The sequence below is a fragment of the Baekduia sp. Peel2402 genome (assembly GCF_052567285.1).
Genome location: NZ_CP199582.1, coordinates 21,437 through 37,384, shown reverse-complemented (window position 1 = coordinate 37,384; position 15,948 = coordinate 21,437). Strand labels below are relative to the sequence as shown.

Sequence of the window (15,948 nt, the reverse complement as noted above, 5' to 3'; positions counted from 1 at the left end):
GAGATAGCGTCGCGCTCATGCAGTCCCTCACCTCCTCCCCCGCGGGTCGTGCTTCGGCCCTGACGGCCGGGATCTGGGCCCTGGCCGGTGTTCAGCTCGTAATCGGGCTGTCGCAGGTCCTGACGCCCGGATCCTTCTATGACGCGGTCGCGAACTTCGGGCCGCGCAACGACCACTTCCTGCGCGACGTGGCCTCGTACTACCTGGCGTCGGCGGTCGCGCTGGCGGTCGCCGCGCGGCGACCGTCGTGGCGCGCGCCGGTATTGGCGCTCGTCGGCATGCAGTACGTCCTGCACACGATCGGCCACGTCTTTGACTCCGGCAAGGCGGACCCGTCGTGGGTCGGGCCGTTCGACGTCGCGACGCTGGCGATCGGCGTGCTGCTGATCGGCGGCCTCTACCGGGAGGCGTCGAAGTGAGGGTCTTCCTGGCAGGTGCCACGGGCGCGATCGGGCGGCCGCTGGCGGAACGGCTGCTGGCCGAGGGACACGAGGTCGTCGGCACGACGCGCGACGAGGCGCGCGCGGCGGTGCTGGCGCGGCGCGGCGTCGAGCCGGTCGTCCTGGACGCCTTCGACGCGCCCGCGGTCCACGCGGCAGTAGCGACGGCGCGGCCCGAGGTCGTGATCCACCAGCTCACGACGCTGCCCCAGGACCCGACGCCGAAGTCGATGGCCGCCGCGGTGTCACTCAACGCGCGGCTGCGGCGCGAGACCGTGCCGACCTACGTGGATGCCGCCCGCGCCGCCGGCGCCCGGCGCGTGATCGCGCAGTCGATCTCGTTCGTCACCAAGCCCGACGGCCGCCCCGTGCACGACGAGGAGGCGCCGTTGTGGGCCGACGAGCCGTCGCAGGCCGAGAACGTCGAGGGCGTGATCGCGCTCGAGGCGGCGGTGCGCGAGGGGACGACCGATCCCACCCACCCCATCGAGGGCGTCGTGATGCGCTATGGGTTCTTCTACGGTCCCGGCACCTGGTACGCGCCGGACGGGGCCCTCGCGACCATGATCCGCAAGCGCCGCTACCCAATCGTCGGCTCCGGCGAGGGCCGCTCCTCGTTCATCCACATCGACGACGCGGTCGACGCGACCGTCCGCGCCCTGGATCCCGCGCTGCCGTCCGGGACCTACAACATCACCGACGACGAGCCGGTCCGCGCGGCGGACTGGATCCCGGAGGCCGCGCGCGTCATGGGCGCCAAGCCGCCGCGGCACGTGCCGGCCTGGTTGGCCCGCCGCGTCGCGGGCGACGTCGTCGTCCACTACGGAACGACGCTCCCGGGCAACGCGAACGGCCGCGCCCGTGCCGCCATCCCCGGCTGGGCGCCGCGGCCATGGCGCCAGGGCTTCGCGGAGGTGCTCGGCTGATCCCCGCTGGGCGCTTCGCCCCCTCGCCCACCGGCACGCTGCACCTCGGCAACCTGCGCACGGCGCTGCTGGCCTGGCTCTACGCCCGTGCCCAGGACGCGCCGTTCCTGGTCCGGATCGAGGATCTCGACACCGGCCGCGTGCGGGAGCGCTTTGAGCGCGAGCAGCTGGATGATCTTGCCGCGATCGGCCTGGACTGGGACGGCGAGCCGGTGCGCCAGTCGGCGCGGCTCGATCTCTACGCCGACGCGCTGGCGACGCTGGAGGCGGCGGGCCTCGTCTACCCCTGCTGGTGCACACGCGCGGAGATCCGCGAGGCGTCGTCGGCGCCGCACGGCCCGCTGCCCGAGGGCCACTATCCCGGGACCTGCCGCCGGCTGACGCACGAGGAGCGCTCCGAGCGCGAGGCGTCCGGCCGGCCGCCGGCGCTGCGCGTCGCCGCCGACGCCGCGCACGTCGCCTTCACCGACCGCGTGCACGGCGCGCAGGAGGGCGTCGTCGACGACTTCGTCGTGCGCCGCAACGACGGCGCGTTCGCCTACAACCTGGCGGTGGTCGTCGACGACGGCGCCCAGGCCATCGGCGAGATCGTCCGTGGGGACGACCTCCTGGACTCGACGCCCCGCCAGCTCTGGCTCGCCGAACGCCTCTCGCTCGCTCGCCCGACGTTCGCGCACGTACCCCTCGTGCTCGGCGCCGATGGCGCGCGCCTGGCCAAGCGGCACGGAGCGGTCACCCTCGCCGATCGGATCGAGCAGGGCGAGACGACCGCCGACGTGCGCGCCCGGCTGGCCGCGTCGGTGGGCCTTTGCGATCCCGCTGAGCGTCCCTCACCCTCCGAGCTGGTGGTGCGGTTCGATCCAACTGGCTTCACCCCTCCCCCGTCGGGGCCGCTTCCCGGCCTGTGAACGGATACCGTCCCGGCAATGCCGCGGTCGACCGCCGACATCGCCGCGCGCGCCCGGGAGACCGGGCGGCTCGGCATCGACACGGAGTTCATGGGCGAAGGGCGCTACCAGCCCTTGCTCTGCCTTGCCCAGATCGCGCTGGACGACGGCGAGGGCGGGACCGAGGTCATCGTCCTCGATCCGCTGACCGAGGAGTACGACCCGCAGCCGCTGGCCGACGTGCTCGCGGACCCGGAGATCGAGATCGTCCTGCACGCCGCCCGCCAGGACGTCGCGCTGCTGCGCCGCGACTGGGGTCAGCCGGTCCGCAACGTCTTCGACACCCAGGTCGCCGCGGGCTTTGCCGGGATGCGCGCCCAGCTCGGCTACGAGCCGTTGTTGAAGGAGACGCTCGGCGTGCGGCTGCGCAAGTCCGCGTCGTTCACGCGCTGGGACGACCGCCCGCTGACCGACGAGCAGCTCGGCTACGCCCGCGAGGACGTCCTGCACCTGCTCCAAGTCGCCTCCGCTTTGCAGGACCGCCTGACCGAGCTCGGCCGCCTGGACTGGGCCCGCGAGGAGTGCCGCTCGTTCGAGTCCATCGACGACCGCCGCGACCTGGAGATCGTCTTCGGCAAGCTGCCGCGGGTCAACTCGCTGGACCCCAACCAGCGCGCGGTCGCTCGCGAGCTGGTCGAGTGGCGCGAGGACGCCGCGCGCACCGGCGACCGGCCGGTCTCGTCGGTCCTGCACGATGCCGCGCTGGTCGAGATCGCCAAGCGCCGTCCGCAGAACGTCGACCGCCTGCGCCAGATCCGTGGCCTCAACGACGCGACGCTGCACCGGCGCGGGAAGTCGATCGTCGAAGCGGTCGCGCGCGGCCGCGAGCGCGAGCCGATCCCCGTCGAGGGCGTCCGCCCCACCCAGCCCGACGCCGAGGACGCGCCGCTGATCGCGCTCGGCGAGGCGCTCGTCCGCACGCGGGCGATGGAGTCCGAGTTGGCCTACGAGCTGATCGCCGCGCGCGCCGACCTGCAGAAGATCGTGACCTCGGTGCGCGAAGGCTCCGGCGAGCCGGACGTCCGCACGCTTCAGGGCTGGCGGCGCGAGGTCGTCGGCAACGAGCTGCTGGAGCTACTGGCCGGGCGGCGCACGCTGCGCGTCGGGCCGGGCGCGCGGCTGCTGATCGAGTCCGACCCCGAGGAGTAGGACTACGCGGCGGCCGTGGCGAGCACGCCGCCGCCGGTGCCGCAGTCCGCGTGGGTGCGCACGCGGTTGCGCCCCTCCTGCTTGGAGCGGTACAGCGCGAGGTCGGCCTCGGAGAAGACCATGTCGTAGTCGAACGTGCCGGCCTCCGACGCGCTGACGCCGAAGGAGATCGTCACGAGCAGGCCGGCGATCGGGTCGTCGGCGATCGCGGCGCGCAGGTCCTCGGCGACCTCGGCGGCCTGTGCCGCGTCAGCGCCGGGCAACACGATTAGGAACTCCTCGCCGCCGAGGCGGTAGGCGAGGTCGTAGGCGCGCAGCGACTTGCGCATCCGGTAGGCCACGTCCTTGAGGACGACGTCGCCCGCGGCGTGGCCGTGGCCGTCGTTGATGGCCTTGAAGTTGTCCAGGTCGCCGACGATCAGTGCGACCGGCTCGCGGAGGATCGCGGCCTGCTGGGCGAGCTCGCCGACGCGCGTCTGCAGCGCGTTGCGGTTGAGCATCCCGGTCAGCGGGTCGATCACCGACGAGCTGCGGTGCTCCAGGTCGGACTTCATCAGCGCCGAGGAGAGCAGCGCGACGGCGATCAGCAGCGCGATCGGCATGATGATCGACTGCGGGTGGTCGACGATGTAGCGGGCGTCGACGCCGAAGGTCACGAGCAGCAGCAACGCCGAGACCACGCCCACGCCAACCGCGACGGCGCGCGCGTTGAAGCGCGCCGGCAGCGTGACGAGCGGGATCACCAGCCAGGCCAGCGCCGGCGACTCAGGGCCACCGGTCAGCGCGATCGACCCAGCGATCGCCAGCTCGGACAGCAGCCACGCGGTCGCGATCGTGATCTCCGGCTGCGGCGCGGTGGCCAGGTGACGGTCGACGAGCTGGAAGCCGACGACGGCGACCGCCAGCGGGATCAGCGTCCACCAGCCGACCCAGTGGCCGGACAGCAGCAGCGCGACGGCGAGCGCGATGAACGAGCGGCGGCGGAACGGGCGCAGGCGCATCTCCATGTCGACCGCGCGGACGCGGTCGGCCGGCTCGGGGCAGAGCCACGAGCGGGGCGCGACGGAGATCTCCTGATGCTGCTGCTCCACACCCTCATAGTCGGCCGATTCGTCCACCGTCCTGAGACGGTCTGACCGAACTTGCACAGCTTTTCGAGCCCCGGATGGAGCGACATAATGCAAACGCACGCGTTTCCTGTGAGTTTGCTGTGAACTACTGGCAGACCGGCAGGCAATCGGTCAGCCGGGCCTCGTCCTTCGCGGCCACCGCGGAGCGCGCCTGGAAGCGGAACGAGGTGAAGATCGCACCCTTGCCCTCGGCCGTGAACGGCACCTTGGAGACCACGACCGAGAGCTTGTCGCCCTTGATGCCGACCGTCGCGGGGATCGTGCGGAAGTCCTTGCCGGTGCCGGAGACGTCGAGCATCGCCTTCGGCGCCTCGCCGCCCAGGACGGTCGTCTCCAGCTGCAGGTACGGCGTCTCGGCGTCTTGCGGGCGCATCGTCAGCACGTAGGCTACGTAGGGCTTGACCTGCCCGTCGGCCTGGAACTCCGCGCAGAGCCGATCGCCCTTGGCGTCCTTGGCCAGACGCAGGCGGATCAGGTCGCCCTGCGGCGAGGACTCGACCTTGCTGCCCTTGGTCGTGCGCTGGTCGCCACGCGGGTCGTTGGTCACGACCGGCGTGCCGAACGACGAGCAATCGGTGAACGTCCCATAGGACTTCACTTTGTCGTCGTCGCCGGCCTTCGTCGCGATGCTCGCGGCGATAACCGCGAGGAACGCGGCGGCGATCGTGATGATGACCCGTCTGCCCACGGGCGCGGAGTCTGGCATGAGGGTTCACCTCCGCGCGTCGCCGGGCACACGAGAAGGCATGGACATCGCCAAGCTCGCCCTCCGCGGCGTCGTCGGAGGCCTGTTCGTCGGCCACGGGACGCAGAAGCTCTTCGGCTGGTTCGGCGGCCACGGACCCGAGGCCACCGGCGCCGCCTTCGAGTCCATGGGCCTGCGCCCTGGGAGGAGAAATGCCATCGCCGCCGGCGCCGCCGAGGCAGGTGGCGGCGCGCTCCTGGTCCTCGGCGCCGCCACGCCCCTGGCCGCCACCACGGTGGCGAGCACGATGATCACCGCCATCCGCAAGGTCCACGCCCCCAAGGGCCCGTGGGTGACCGAAGGCGGCTGGGAGTACAACGCCGTCCTCATCACCGCCATGGCCGTCCTCGCCGAATCCGGCCCCGGCTCCCCCTCGGTCGACTCCAAGCTCTTCCCGGACTGGCACGGCCGCCGCTGGGCCCTCGCCACCCTCGCCGCCGCCACCGCCGGCTCCTACCTCATCGACGCCCTCTCCGAGCCCGCCCCCGAAGACACCGCCTCCGCCGGCGACCCCGACGTCACCGCCGCCGCAGCCGAACAGGCCCGCTTCGCGAAGGAACAGGCGACCGCGCCGCACGGGTCCTAAGGCGCGCCGACCTGCCGCTCCCTGCGGCTCTTGCCGAGCGTCGGCCAGCCAGGTTCTCCACAACAGGCGGGCTTCTCGTCGCGACGCTGCCCTGTCGTAATGAGACGCCACGTCCCGGTCAACGACTTGCAGCAGAATTCCAAGTAGACGGACCCTTCAGGGACACCATCCGCAGCTAACAGCCGATATCCCGCGACCTTGCAGCCCTGGGCCTTCAACTGCGGCAGTAGCTTCTCATAGGCCTTCTTCGCATTGCCGCGAAGGCCCTCGATCGCTTTTGCCGCGGACGGCGTGGCTCGTAAGTGGAACTCGGCGGCCAAGACCTACAAGTCGACGTACTCGCCGCGCCGCAGCTCTTCGACGCCGTTGCGGGACCACTCTTGCTTCTGCAGATCTCGGTCGTGGAGATAGGCGGCCAGCGCCTTCGTCCACTCACGTGCCGGGTAGTGCTCTCGCACACGCCGCAGGTGACGCTCAACCGTCGCCAGGCTGCGCGGATCCACTTCGATGGGCTTGCGACCCTCGACGGCGGACAGCAGTCCCTCGGCCAACCATTTCCGCACGGTCGGCGCTGCGACTTCCAGGTGCTCGGCCGTCTGATCGACGCTGACGCCGACCGGCACGTCCAGCGTCTGCCGCAGCTGCTCCATCCGCTTGTGGATCTCCAGCACCAGCTGCTCCACGTGCTCGAGCAGCTGCTCAGGGTCAGCCGTGCGGATCTCTATCTCGCGCTCCGCGACCTCGGCGCTTAGCTCCTCGAGCTCCAGCCGGGCACGCGCAGCTTTGCGCTGCATCTGCTTCGGCTTGGGGAGCGTCGTGACGGCCATCTCCACGATCTTAGCCCATCGTTTCTATTTCATCCACCTTTTTCGCAACGTGCTGCCCCTAGAACGAGTCGAGGGCGCCGCGTGGCGGGCGCCCTCGTGGTCCTGCTGTGTCGCTATCGGGCCCCTGCCCGAAGATGGTGGCCTACTTGATCGAGTCGTAGACCTTGAAGAGCGGCATGTACATGGAGATGACGATGAAGCCGACCATGCCGCCGACGAGGATGATCATCACCGGCTCGAGGATCGAGGCGAGCTGCTTGACGGCGGCTGCGACCTGGTCCTCGTAGAAGTCGGCGATCTTGGACAACATGGTGTCCATGGCGCCGGTCTCCTCGCCGACGCCGATCATGTGCGTGACCATGCCTGGGAACACCGGTGCGTCCTTGAGCGGCTCGGCGATCGTGCCGCCCTGGCGAACGGACTCGATGACGTCGGCCATGGCCTTCTCGACGCACCAGTTGCCGGCGGTCTGGCCGGTGATCTCCAGCGCCTGCATCAGCGGCACGCCGGCGCTCACCAGAGCGCTGAGCGTCCGCGACCAGCGCGCCAGCGCGATCTTCTGGACGATGTCCCCGATCTTCATCGGGATGCGCAGCTTGAACGTGTCCCAGGTCTTGCGACCGCTGTCGCTGCGCTTCCAGTTCTTGAACGCCCACGTGACGCCGAAGCCACCGAGGATGAACATGTACCAGTAGCCGGTCATCGCGTGCGACAGGCCGACGGTGAACTTGGTGATCGTCGGCAGGTCGCCGCCGAACTGCTTGAACGTGCCGACGAACACCGGCACGAGGAAGACGACGAGCGCGACCAGGACGCTGACCGCGAAGCCCATGACGACCATCGGGTAGGCCATCGCGGCCTTGACCTGACGGCGCAGGGAGTCCGCGGACTCCAGCTGGTCGGCGACGCGCACCAGCGCGCTGTCCAGGACGCCGCCGGTCTCGCCGGCGCGGGTCATCGCGACGAACAGCGGGTTGAAGACCTTCGGATGGCGCTCGAGCGCGTCGCTGAGCGGCAGGCCGGCCTCGACGTCCTTACGGACCAGCGAGATCGTCGCCGCGAGCTTCTCGTTCTCGGTCTGCGCCTCGAGCACGTAGAGCGCGCGCAGAATCGTCATGCCGGAGTTGACCATGGTCGCCAGCTGGCGGGTCATGATCGTCAGGTCCGTCGGCTTGATCCGGTTCAGGAACGGGAGCTCGAGCTCCTTGGAGGCGTGCTTGTCCGCGATGTCGAGGACGATCAGCCCGCGCTGCTTGAGCTGGTCGTTGACGACCTGCTTGGACTCGGCCTCGACCTCACCCGTCGCCTTGGCGCCGGTGAGGTCCATCGCCTTGAAGACGTAGGTGGACATGCTTTATGCCGCCTGCACGGTGCCGTAGCCGCCGAGGCCGTTGGAGAGCCGCTTGAGCTCCTCGGGCGTCGACGAGCGGGCTTCGGCGGCCCGCTGTGTGATCTTGCCGGCGCGCACCAGCGCGGCCAGCGCCGTGTCGAGCGTCTGCATGCCGGTGTTGCCGCCGGTCTGCATCGCCGAGAGGATCTGGTGGGTCTTGCCCTCACGGATCAGGTTGCGGACCGCGGGGGTCGGGACGAGCGCCTCGCAGGCCACGACGCGCGAGGAGCCGTCAGCGGACGGGATCAGCGTCTGGGTCATCACGCCCTGGAGCGCGACCGAGAGCTGCGTCCGAACCTGATCCTGCTGGTGGCTCGGGAAGACGTCGATGATGCGGTCGATCGTCTGCGGCGCGCTCTGCGTGTGCAGCGTCGCGAAGACGAGGTGGCCGGTCTCCGCCGCGGTCAGCGCCGTGGAGATCGTCTCCAGGTCGCGCATCTCGCCGACGAGGATGACGTCCGGGTCCTGGCGCAGCGCGCCCTTCAGCGCGGCGCCGAAGCCCGTGGCGTCCGAGCCCAGCTCGCGCTGGTTGACCATGCACTTCTTGTGGGAGTGCAGGAACTCGATCGGGTCCTCGATCGTGAGGATGTGCTCCTCGCGGGTCTCGTTGATCTCGTCGATCATCGCGGCCAGCGAGGTCGACTTGCCGGAGCCCGTCGGGCCGGTCACGAGCACGAGGCCACGCGGCTTCTTGCAGAAGTCGTGGACGACGGGCGGCAGGCCGAGGTCGTCGATCTTGGTGATGACCGACGGGATCAGGCGGAACGCGGCGCTCATCGCGGAGCGCTGCATGTACGCGTTGACACGGAACCGGGCCGTGCCGGGGATCGCGTAGGCGAAGTCCAGCTGCCAGTCCTGCTCGAGGCGCTGGCGCTGGTCGTTGCTCAGGATCCCGTAGACGATCTCGCGGGTGTCCGTCGGATCGAGGACCGGATAGTCCTCCAACGACGTCAGGCGCCCGCGGACACGGATCTTCGGGTGCGAACCCGCCGTGATGTGCAGGTCGGAGGCACGACGCTCGAGGACATCGAGCAGGAGCTGGGCGAAGTCGAACCGCATCGCCATTTTGGTCGGATGGGTGCGGTCTGTTCTTGAGCCGCGGGCCGCGCGGCTGGACGTGCGGGCGCCGCGCGGCGCGCTGGCTAGTAGCGCGCGCCGACCGGTTCGGGCAGCCCGTCGAGCAGGGCGAGGTCCTCGGAGGAGAGCAGGATTTGCGCCGCGGCGACGTTCTCCTCCAGGTAGGGGATGCGCTTCGTGCCGGGGATCGGGACGACGTGCTCGCCCTGCGCGAGCACCCAGGCGATCGCGATCTGGCCGGGCTCGATCTCGTGGCGGGCGGCGACCGCGCGGACGGCGTCGACGATCTGCGCGTTGGCCTCCATCGCCTCGCGCTGGAAGCGCGGCCAGCGGCGGCGGGCGTCGTCGTCCTCCAGCGCGTCGTGCTGGAGGCGGCCGGTGAGGAAGCCGCGGCCCAGCGGCGAGAACGGGACGAACGCGATCCCGTGACGGGCGCAGAGGTCCTTGACGCCGTTGGTCAGCGGGTCGCGCGTCCAGAGGCTGAGCTCGGACTGCACGGCGGTGATCGGGTGCACGGCGCTGGCCTTCTCCAGCTCGAAGACCGTGACCTCAGAAAGGCCGATGTAACGCGCCTTGCCCGCCTCCACGACCTCCTTCAGCGCGCCGACGGACTCCTCGATCGGCACGTCCGGGTCCGGGCGGTGGAGGTAGTAGAGGTCGACGTGGTCGACCTCCAGGCGGCGTAGCGAGCCGTCGATCGCCTCCTTGATGTGCTCCGGGCGCCCATCGCGGACCAGCTCCCGCGTCTCCGGATCCTTGACCACCAGCCCGCACTTCGTGGCCAGCGTGACCTCGTCGCGCCGACCCTTCAGCGCGTGGCCGACCAGGATCTCGTTGTTGAACGGCCCGTAGACGTCGGCGGTGTCGATCAGCGTGCAGCCCAGCTCGATCGCGCGACCGATGACCGCGTCGGCGTCTGTCCCTTCGCGGTTGCCATACGCCCAGCTCAGGCCCATCGCGCCGTAGCCGATCGACCCGACCGCAGGTCCGTCGTGTCCGAGGGTGCGCGTGGGGAGCGGGCGGGACATGGCCTCCACGCTAGCGAGCGCAGAATGCTTGACTTGGTCAACGATCGTCGGCACGCTGTGACGACCATGAGCACCGTCGAAGCTGCCCGCGAGTTCACCCGGTTCTACACCAACAAGATCGGTGTCCTGCGCGGCGGGCTGCACGGGTCGCGGCATCCGCTGCCGGAGGCGCGGGTGCTGTGGGAGCTGGGCCACGCGGGCGGGTCGATCGAGGTCGCGGGGCTGCGGGTGTCGCTGGAGATGGACGCCGGGCAGCTGAGCCGGCTGCTGACGCGGCTGGATGACGACGGGCTGGTCGTGCGCGAGCGCTCGGCGCACGACGCGCGGCGACAGGTGCTGAAGCTGACGGCCGAGGGCCGCCGGGCGTTCGCGAAGCTCGACCGTGGCTCGGCCGACCAGTGGGCCGCGCTGCTGGATCCGTTGACCGAAGGCGACCGCGCGCGGCTGATCGGCGCGATGGACGCGGTGCGCGACGTGCTCGACGACGAGCGCGCGGCGGCGACCGCCGCCGAGGTCGTGCTGCGCGATCCGGAGCCCGGCGACCTCGGCTGGATCGTCGCCCGCCACGGCGCGCTCTACGCCGCGGAGTTCGGCTGGGGCCTGGGCTTCGAGGCGCTCTGCGCGCAGGTCGTCGCCGACTACGCGCGCGCCGCCCACGCCGGAGAGCCCGGCCACCGCGCCTGGATCGCCACCGCCGGCGGCGCGCCGGCCGGGTGCGTTCTGTGCGTCCGCGGTGACGAGCCGGACGACGCCAAGCTGCGCCTCCTGCTCGTCGAGCCGTGGGCCCGCGGCCTCGGCGTCGGCGGCGCGCTGATCGACGCCGTGATCGCTTACGCCCGCGCCAACGGCGACCGTCGCGTCGTCCTCTGGACCAACGCCCCGCTCACCGGCGCACGCCGCCTCTACGACCGCCGCGGCTTCCAGCTCATCGCCGAGGAGCCCCACGCCGACTGGGGCATCCCGATGACCGGCCAAGTGCTAGGACTCGACCTGTAGGCCTAGTTCGTGCCCGTGACGCGCGCCACTTCGGCGATCGACGTCCGGCCCTGCTTGACCTTCTCCAGGCCGTCGTCGCGCAGGCGGCGCATGCCGTCACGCATCGCGACCTCCGCGATGCGGTCGGCGGGCGCGCGCTCGATCGCCAGGCGGCGGATCTCGTCGGTCACGCTCATCACCTCGTACAAGCCGATCCGGCCCTTGTAGCCCGAGCCGCCGCAGCGCGAGCAGCCCTTCGGGTCGTAGGCCTCGATGTCGACGTGCGAGCGGAAGCCGTGGTCCTGCAGGATCGCCGCCGGGATGATCGTACGCTCCTTGCAGTGCTGGCACAGCGTCCGGCACAGGCGCTGGGCGATCACGCAGTCGACGGCGCTCGCGACCAGGAAGGGCTCGATGCCCATCTCGACCAGGCGCGTGATCGATGTCGGCGCGTCGTTGGTGTGCAGCGTCGACAGCACCAGGTGGCCCGTGAGCGCCGCCTCGATCGCGATCTTCGCGGTCTCGGCGTCGCGGATCTCGCCGACCATGATGATGTCGGGGTCGGCGCGCATCATCGCGCGCAGGCCGTTGGCGAACGTCAGGCCCGCCTTCTTGTTGACCTGGACCTGGGTGACGCCTTCAAGCTGGTACTCGACCGGGTCCTCGATCGTGATGATGTTCTTCTCGGGCGTGTTCAGCTCGCCGACCGCGGCGTACAAGGACGTGGACTTGCCGGAGCCCGTCGGGCCGGTGACGAGCACCGCGCCGTAGGCCTGGTGAAACGCCTTCTGGAAGCGCGCCGCGTCGTCCTCGCCCATGCCGAGCTTCTCGAAGTCGAACTGGACGTTGGACTTGTCCAGGATGCGGATGACGATGTTCTCGCCGTGCACCGACGGCAGCGTCACGACGCGCAGGTCGATGTGGCGACCGTCGAGGCTGAGGCCGACGCGACCGTCCTGCGGCAGGCGCCGCTCGGCGATGTCCAGGTCGGACATGATCTTCAGCCGGGACACGACGCCGGAGACCATCCGCCGCGGCACGGTCATCGTCTCGACGAGCACGCCGTCGATGCGGAAGCGCACGCGCATCGAGCCGTCCTCGGGCTCGAAGTGGATGTCCGACGCGCCCTCTGACGCGGCCTGGGCGACGATCTGGTTGACGAGCTTGATGACCGGCGCGTCGTCGGCGCTCTCGCGCAGGTCGACGATCTCGCCGGGGCCGTCGTCGTCGGTGAGGTCGATCTCGGCGGTCGCGGCGACGTGCTCCAGCCGCGACTGCTTGGAGATCAGGACCTGGATGTCCTCGCGCGAGGCAACCGCGACGCGGACCTCGTAGCCGGTCATCAACGCGATGTCGTCGACCGCAAGGACGTTGGCCGGGTCGGCCATCGCCAACAACAAGCCGCGCTCGCCGACGAACGAGACGGGAACCGCCTCGTAGCGCTTGGCCGCCGCCGGGTTGATGAGGTTGGCCGCCGACATGTCGACGTGGTAGACGTTGAGGTCCAGGTGGTCGAGGCCGTGGCGCTCGGCGATCGCGCGGGCGTGGTTCTCCAGCGACAGCGCGCCCTGGTCCAGCAGGACCTGCTCCGGCGTCGTGCCGGTTGCGCGGGCCGCCTCGATCGCCTGCTCGACGCGCGGGCGGTCGACGAAGCCGAGCTCAACGATGACGTCGGTCAGGAAGCGGGCGCTGCCGCCGCCGGTCCGGCGCGGCGGCGTGATGCCGTTCCAGTCCGGTGGACGTTCGTTCGACGGCGGAGCGGCTACGGGCGGCGCGGCAGGCGCGGTCGGGGCCAGCGGCGAAAGCGGCGGGGCGCCTACGCCATCAGCGACCGGGCCGCCGGGCATCGGCGGTACGGCGGTCAGATGGGTCGCTGGTTCCGGGGTCATTGGCGTCGGGGTTCGCTCCGCGAGCGGCGTCTCGCATCGCGTCAACAGGCGCTGTGAGGCCGGTCCAGGCCTCAAAGCTCATCGCGCCCTGGCGGACGAGGACTTCTAGCCCGTCGACCACCGCGCATCCCCGGCGTCGCGCTTCTGCGACGAGCCCGGTGCCGCCGTCCCTGTAGACCAGGTCCGCCACGGTCGCGTATGTGCCCAGCGCATCGGCGTCGACCGGGAGATCCTTGAACTCCCCGTCGGCCAGCCCGACACTCGTGCAATTGACTAGAAGATCGGCCGCTTGTGGTCGATATGCGGCATCAACGCCAAGGTCGGCGGCCAGCGCGTCAGCCCGATCGCGTGTTCGGTTCCAGACGCTGACGCGGGCCGCCCCGGCCTCGCGGAGCGCGTAGACGATCCCGCGGGCGCTGCCGCCGGCGCCGAGCACCAGCGCGGTCTGGCCGCGCGGATCGACGCCGATGCCGCCGAGCGCCGCGATGAACCCGGGCGCGTCGGTGTTGGCGGCGTGGATCGCGCCGCTCTCAGGGTCGAACGTGAGCGTGTTGGCGGCGCCGATCTCACGCGCGGCGGCGGTGGAGGCGTCGGCGAGCGTGAGCGCCGCCTCCTTGTGCGGGATCGTGACGTTGGCGCCGACGAAGCCCGCGGCGGGCAGGCCGCGCACGGTCTCCTCGAAGACCTCCGGCGGCACCGGCAGGCGCTGGTAGTGCCAGTCCTTGAGGCCGCACTCGATCAGCGCGGCGTTCTGCATGCGCGGGGACCGGCTGTGGGCGACCGGCCAGCCGAGGACCCCGAGGCGCTTCACTAGCAGTGCGACGGGTCCTTGCCGCCCAGCGCGTCGCGCTTCTTGTTGTAGGCCGCGACGTCCTTCTGGAACTGCGCGTCGGTCGCCGAGAAGGCGTGCGCGCCGTTGCCGCAGGGCTTGACGACGTAGTACAGGTAGTCCACCTTCGCTGGGTTCAGCGCGGCCTTGATCGACGCCAGGCCCGGCGAGCCGATCGGCGTCGGCGGCAGGCCCTGGTGCAACCTGGTGTTGAACTCCGAGTCCGTCTCCAGCTCGGACTGCTTGAGCGGCTTGCTCCAGTTGTCCAGGCGGTAGCGCAGGGTCGCGTCGATGCCCAGCGGGATGTGGTCCTGGAGGCGGTTGTAGATGACCGCGGAGATCAGGCGGCGGTCCTTGGCGATCCCGGCCTCGCGCTCGATCATCGAGGCGATGATCAAGATGTCGTAGTCGGTCAGGTTCTTGCGGTGCGCGGCCTTGCGGTCCAGCGGGTCGAAGGAGCGCTTGAACGTGGCGATCTGCTGGGTGACGAGCTTGGACGCGGTGGCGCTGCCGGTGCCCCGCTTGAGCTCGTAGGTGGCCGGGAACAGGAAGCCTTCCAGCGAGCGCGTGCCCTTCGGGACACCGTAACCCTTCAGGCCCGTGACCGTCCTGGGGTTCTTGGTCGCGGCCTTGATGTAGGACCCGGAGACGCCGGACTGCCGGACCAGCGGCGCGGCCTCGGAGATCGAACGGCCTTCGGGCAGCGTGACGTGGACGACGGGCGCCGTGGCCGGGTTCTGCGTCAGCGCCTCGAGCGCCGCCGCGTAGGACATCTCGCGCTTGAGCGTGAACCGCCCGGCCTTGAGATCCGCGCGGCGACCGTCGACCCGCGAACGCAAGTTGAAGAAGAACGCCGAGTCGATGACGCCCTGCTCTTGAAGCTCATCGGCGATCTCGCTCGCGGTCGCGCCGCGCGCGATCGTGACCACGACCGGCCGCTTGGCGTCGCCCTCGTCGTGGCCTGGCTGGAAGACGCGGTAGGCGAAGTAGGCGACGAGCACGAGCACGAGCAGGAACAGCAGCGGGAGCACCCGCGTCGCGCCCCTGCGCGACTTCGGCACGCCCCGCCGGCGCGGCGGCTTGCCCGCCGGCCCCTTCACCGGCCCGGGCGGCGTCGGCCGCGGCCCGCCGACCTGCGGCAGGTCCGACACCGACGCGACCCGCTTGACGCCCGCAGGCGCTTCGATGCGGTGCACCGCCGTGTCATCGTGCTCCTCCGCCGGAGGAACGGTGACCGGCTCGGGCTCCCACGCCGGCTCGTCGACCGGCTCGAACGGGACCTCGTAATGCGGCTCCTCGACGGGCTGCGGAGCCTCCACGCTCGGCGGCTCCTCGTATGCGGGCGGCTCGGCGAAGCGCGGCTCGCTCGGCGCCGCAGGCGGCTCGGCGGCCGGCGGCTCCTCGAACGCGGGCTCTTCCGCCGCCGGCGGGTGCGCGTCGAAGGACGGCACGTCGAGGATCGGCTCCTCAGCCGGCGGCGCGGCGGCGGGCTCCGGCGGCAGCGGACGGCCTTCGCGCTCGGCGCGGCGGCGTTCGCGCTCCAGGCGGGCGGCCTCGCGGTCGGCGGCCGAGCGGGCGCGGTCCGCGGCGCCGCCGTCGTCGTTCTTCTTGCCGCCGCCGAAGAGCGGGCTCATCCGATCTCGCCCCCGTGCAGCGCCAGCCAGTCCTCCAACAGCACGGCGGCCGCGCGAGAGTCCTCGCTCGTCCGCGTGTCGCCGGAGCGGGCGGCGATCGCGGTCGTGAAGCGCTCGTCATAGAGCTCGACCGGGATCGGCTTGACGCGCTCCGTCAGCTTCTCCGCCCACTCGCGCGTCTCGCGCGTCTGGTCGGTGTCGTGGCCGCTCAGCCCGAGCGGCAGCCCGACCACGATCCGTTCGACCTCCCGCTCGCGCGCGAGGTCGGCGACGCGCACCAGGCCCTTGCGGGTCCCTGGCCGCTCGATGTGGTCGATGGGCGTCGCGAGCGTTCCTGTCGGATCGCTCACGGCACAGCCGCATCGCGCCGAGCCGT

At 71.0% G+C, this 15,948-nt stretch carries 17 protein-coding genes; 6 read left to right on the top strand and 11 right to left on the bottom strand.

The genetic code is table 11. The features are described 5' to 3' along the window. The first annotated feature begins 17 nt into the window (after positions 1–17). From ACT01A_RS00200 to ACT01A_RS00185, 4 genes are read left to right on the top strand one after another with little or no spacing between them, the layout of a single operon-like run. Positions 18–419, top strand: coding sequence for a DUF4345 family protein (locus tag ACT01A_RS00200; protein ID WP_445150217.1), 402 nt, complete (start codon positions 18–20; stop codon positions 417–419). Beyond that, a complete protein-coding gene (locus ACT01A_RS00195) occupies positions 416–1,366 on the top strand; it encodes an NAD-dependent epimerase/dehydratase family protein (RefSeq protein WP_445150216.1) in 951 nt (316 codons plus the stop codon). The genes ACT01A_RS00200 and ACT01A_RS00195 overlap by 4 nt, the downstream gene beginning before the upstream one ends. Further along, positions 1,333–2,274 carry a tRNA glutamyl-Q(34) synthetase GluQRS gene (gluQRS, locus tag ACT01A_RS00190; protein WP_445150215.1) on the top strand — a complete coding sequence of 314 codons (942 nt, stop codon included), beginning with the start codon at positions 1,333–1,335 and terminating at the stop codon, positions 2,272–2,274. The genes ACT01A_RS00195 and gluQRS overlap by 34 nt, the downstream gene beginning before the upstream one ends. 18 nt (positions 2,275–2,292) lie before the next feature. Then, a complete protein-coding gene (locus tag ACT01A_RS00185) occupies positions 2,293–3,462 on the top strand; it encodes a ribonuclease D (protein ID WP_445150214.1) in 1,170 nt (389 codons plus the stop codon). A gap of 2 nt (positions 3,463–3,464) precedes the next feature. Here the strand turns inward: ACT01A_RS00185 and ACT01A_RS00180 are convergent, their stop codons facing one another. Together ACT01A_RS00180 and ACT01A_RS00175 are read right to left on the bottom strand one after the other, a co-directional pair. Further along, positions 3,465–4,580: a diguanylate cyclase gene (locus ACT01A_RS00180; RefSeq protein ID WP_445150213.1), complete on the bottom strand. Its 1,116-nt coding sequence runs from the start codon at positions 4,578–4,580 to the stop codon at positions 3,465–3,467. A gap of 97 nt (positions 4,581–4,677) precedes the next feature. Further along, on the bottom strand, positions 4,678–5,280 hold the full coding sequence (locus ACT01A_RS00175) for a hypothetical protein (protein WP_445150212.1): 603 nt from the start codon (positions 5,278–5,280) through the stop codon (positions 4,678–4,680). 58 nt (positions 5,281–5,338) lie between these two features. Here ACT01A_RS00175 and ACT01A_RS00170 point away from each other — a divergent pair, with 58 nt between their 5' ends. Further along, positions 5,339–5,923, top strand: coding sequence for a DoxX family protein (locus tag ACT01A_RS00170; protein WP_445150211.1), 585 nt, complete (start codon positions 5,339–5,341; stop codon positions 5,921–5,923). Here ACT01A_RS00170 and ACT01A_RS00165 read toward each other — a convergent pair. From ACT01A_RS00165 to ACT01A_RS00145, 5 genes are all read right to left on the bottom strand, one after another. Then, positions 5,920–6,243, bottom strand: coding sequence for a hypothetical protein (locus tag ACT01A_RS00165; RefSeq protein WP_445150210.1), 324 nt, complete (start codon positions 6,241–6,243; stop codon positions 5,920–5,922). The two genes, ACT01A_RS00170 and ACT01A_RS00165, sit on opposite strands and share 4 nt — an antisense overlap. 3 nt (positions 6,244–6,246) lie before the next feature. Then, complete coding sequence (locus ACT01A_RS00160; protein WP_445150209.1) at positions 6,247–6,750, bottom strand: hypothetical protein; 504 nt, start codon at positions 6,748–6,750, stop codon at positions 6,247–6,249. A 142-nt stretch (positions 6,751–6,892) separates the two neighbouring features. Further along, entirely contained in the window at positions 6,893–8,101 is a 1,209-nt protein-coding gene (locus ACT01A_RS00155) for a type II secretion system F family protein (protein ID WP_445150208.1), read from the bottom strand. Between the two features lie 3 nt (positions 8,102–8,104). Continuing rightward, on the bottom strand, positions 8,105–9,199 hold the full coding sequence (locus ACT01A_RS00150; protein WP_445150207.1) for a type IV pilus twitching motility protein PilT: 1,095 nt from the start codon (positions 9,197–9,199) through the stop codon (positions 8,105–8,107). Positions 9,200–9,282: 83 nt separating this feature from the next. Continuing rightward, positions 9,283–10,245 carry an aldo/keto reductase gene (locus ACT01A_RS00145; RefSeq protein ID WP_445150206.1) on the bottom strand — a complete coding sequence of 321 codons (963 nt, stop codon included), beginning with the start codon at positions 10,243–10,245 and terminating at the stop codon, positions 9,283–9,285. Positions 10,246–10,311: 66 nt separating this feature from the next. Here ACT01A_RS00145 and ACT01A_RS00140 point away from each other — a divergent pair, with 66 nt between their 5' ends. Continuing rightward, positions 10,312–11,241 carry a bifunctional helix-turn-helix transcriptional regulator/GNAT family N-acetyltransferase gene (locus ACT01A_RS00140; RefSeq protein ID WP_445150205.1) on the top strand — a complete coding sequence of 310 codons (930 nt, stop codon included), beginning with the start codon at positions 10,312–10,314 and terminating at the stop codon, positions 11,239–11,241. Positions 11,242–11,243: 2 nt separating this feature from the next. Here the strand turns inward: ACT01A_RS00140 and ACT01A_RS00135 are convergent, their stop codons facing one another. The 4 genes from ACT01A_RS00135 to ruvX are packed head-to-tail and all read right to left on the bottom strand — an operon-like array spanning position 11,244 to position 15,922. After that, entirely contained in the window at positions 11,244–13,067 is a 1,824-nt protein-coding gene (locus ACT01A_RS00135) for a GspE/PulE family protein (protein WP_445150204.1), read from the bottom strand. Then, positions 13,045–13,920, bottom strand: a complete 876-nt coding sequence (gene aroE, locus ACT01A_RS00130; protein ID WP_445150203.1) for a shikimate dehydrogenase — start codon at positions 13,918–13,920, stop codon at positions 13,045–13,047. The genes ACT01A_RS00135 and aroE overlap by 23 nt, the downstream gene beginning before the upstream one ends. After that, the gene (gene mltG / locus ACT01A_RS00125) at positions 13,920–15,572 is read right to left on the bottom strand and encodes an endolytic transglycosylase MltG (protein ID WP_445150202.1); all 1,653 of its coding nucleotides are present in this window, start codon (positions 15,570–15,572) and stop codon (positions 13,920–13,922) included. The genes aroE and mltG overlap by 1 nt, the downstream gene beginning before the upstream one ends. Then, positions 15,569–15,922 carry a Holliday junction resolvase RuvX gene (ruvX, locus tag ACT01A_RS00120; RefSeq protein WP_445150201.1) on the bottom strand — a complete coding sequence of 118 codons (354 nt, stop codon included), beginning with the start codon at positions 15,920–15,922 and terminating at the stop codon, positions 15,569–15,571. The genes mltG and ruvX overlap by 4 nt, the downstream gene beginning before the upstream one ends. Positions 15,923–15,948 lie beyond the last annotated feature (26 nt).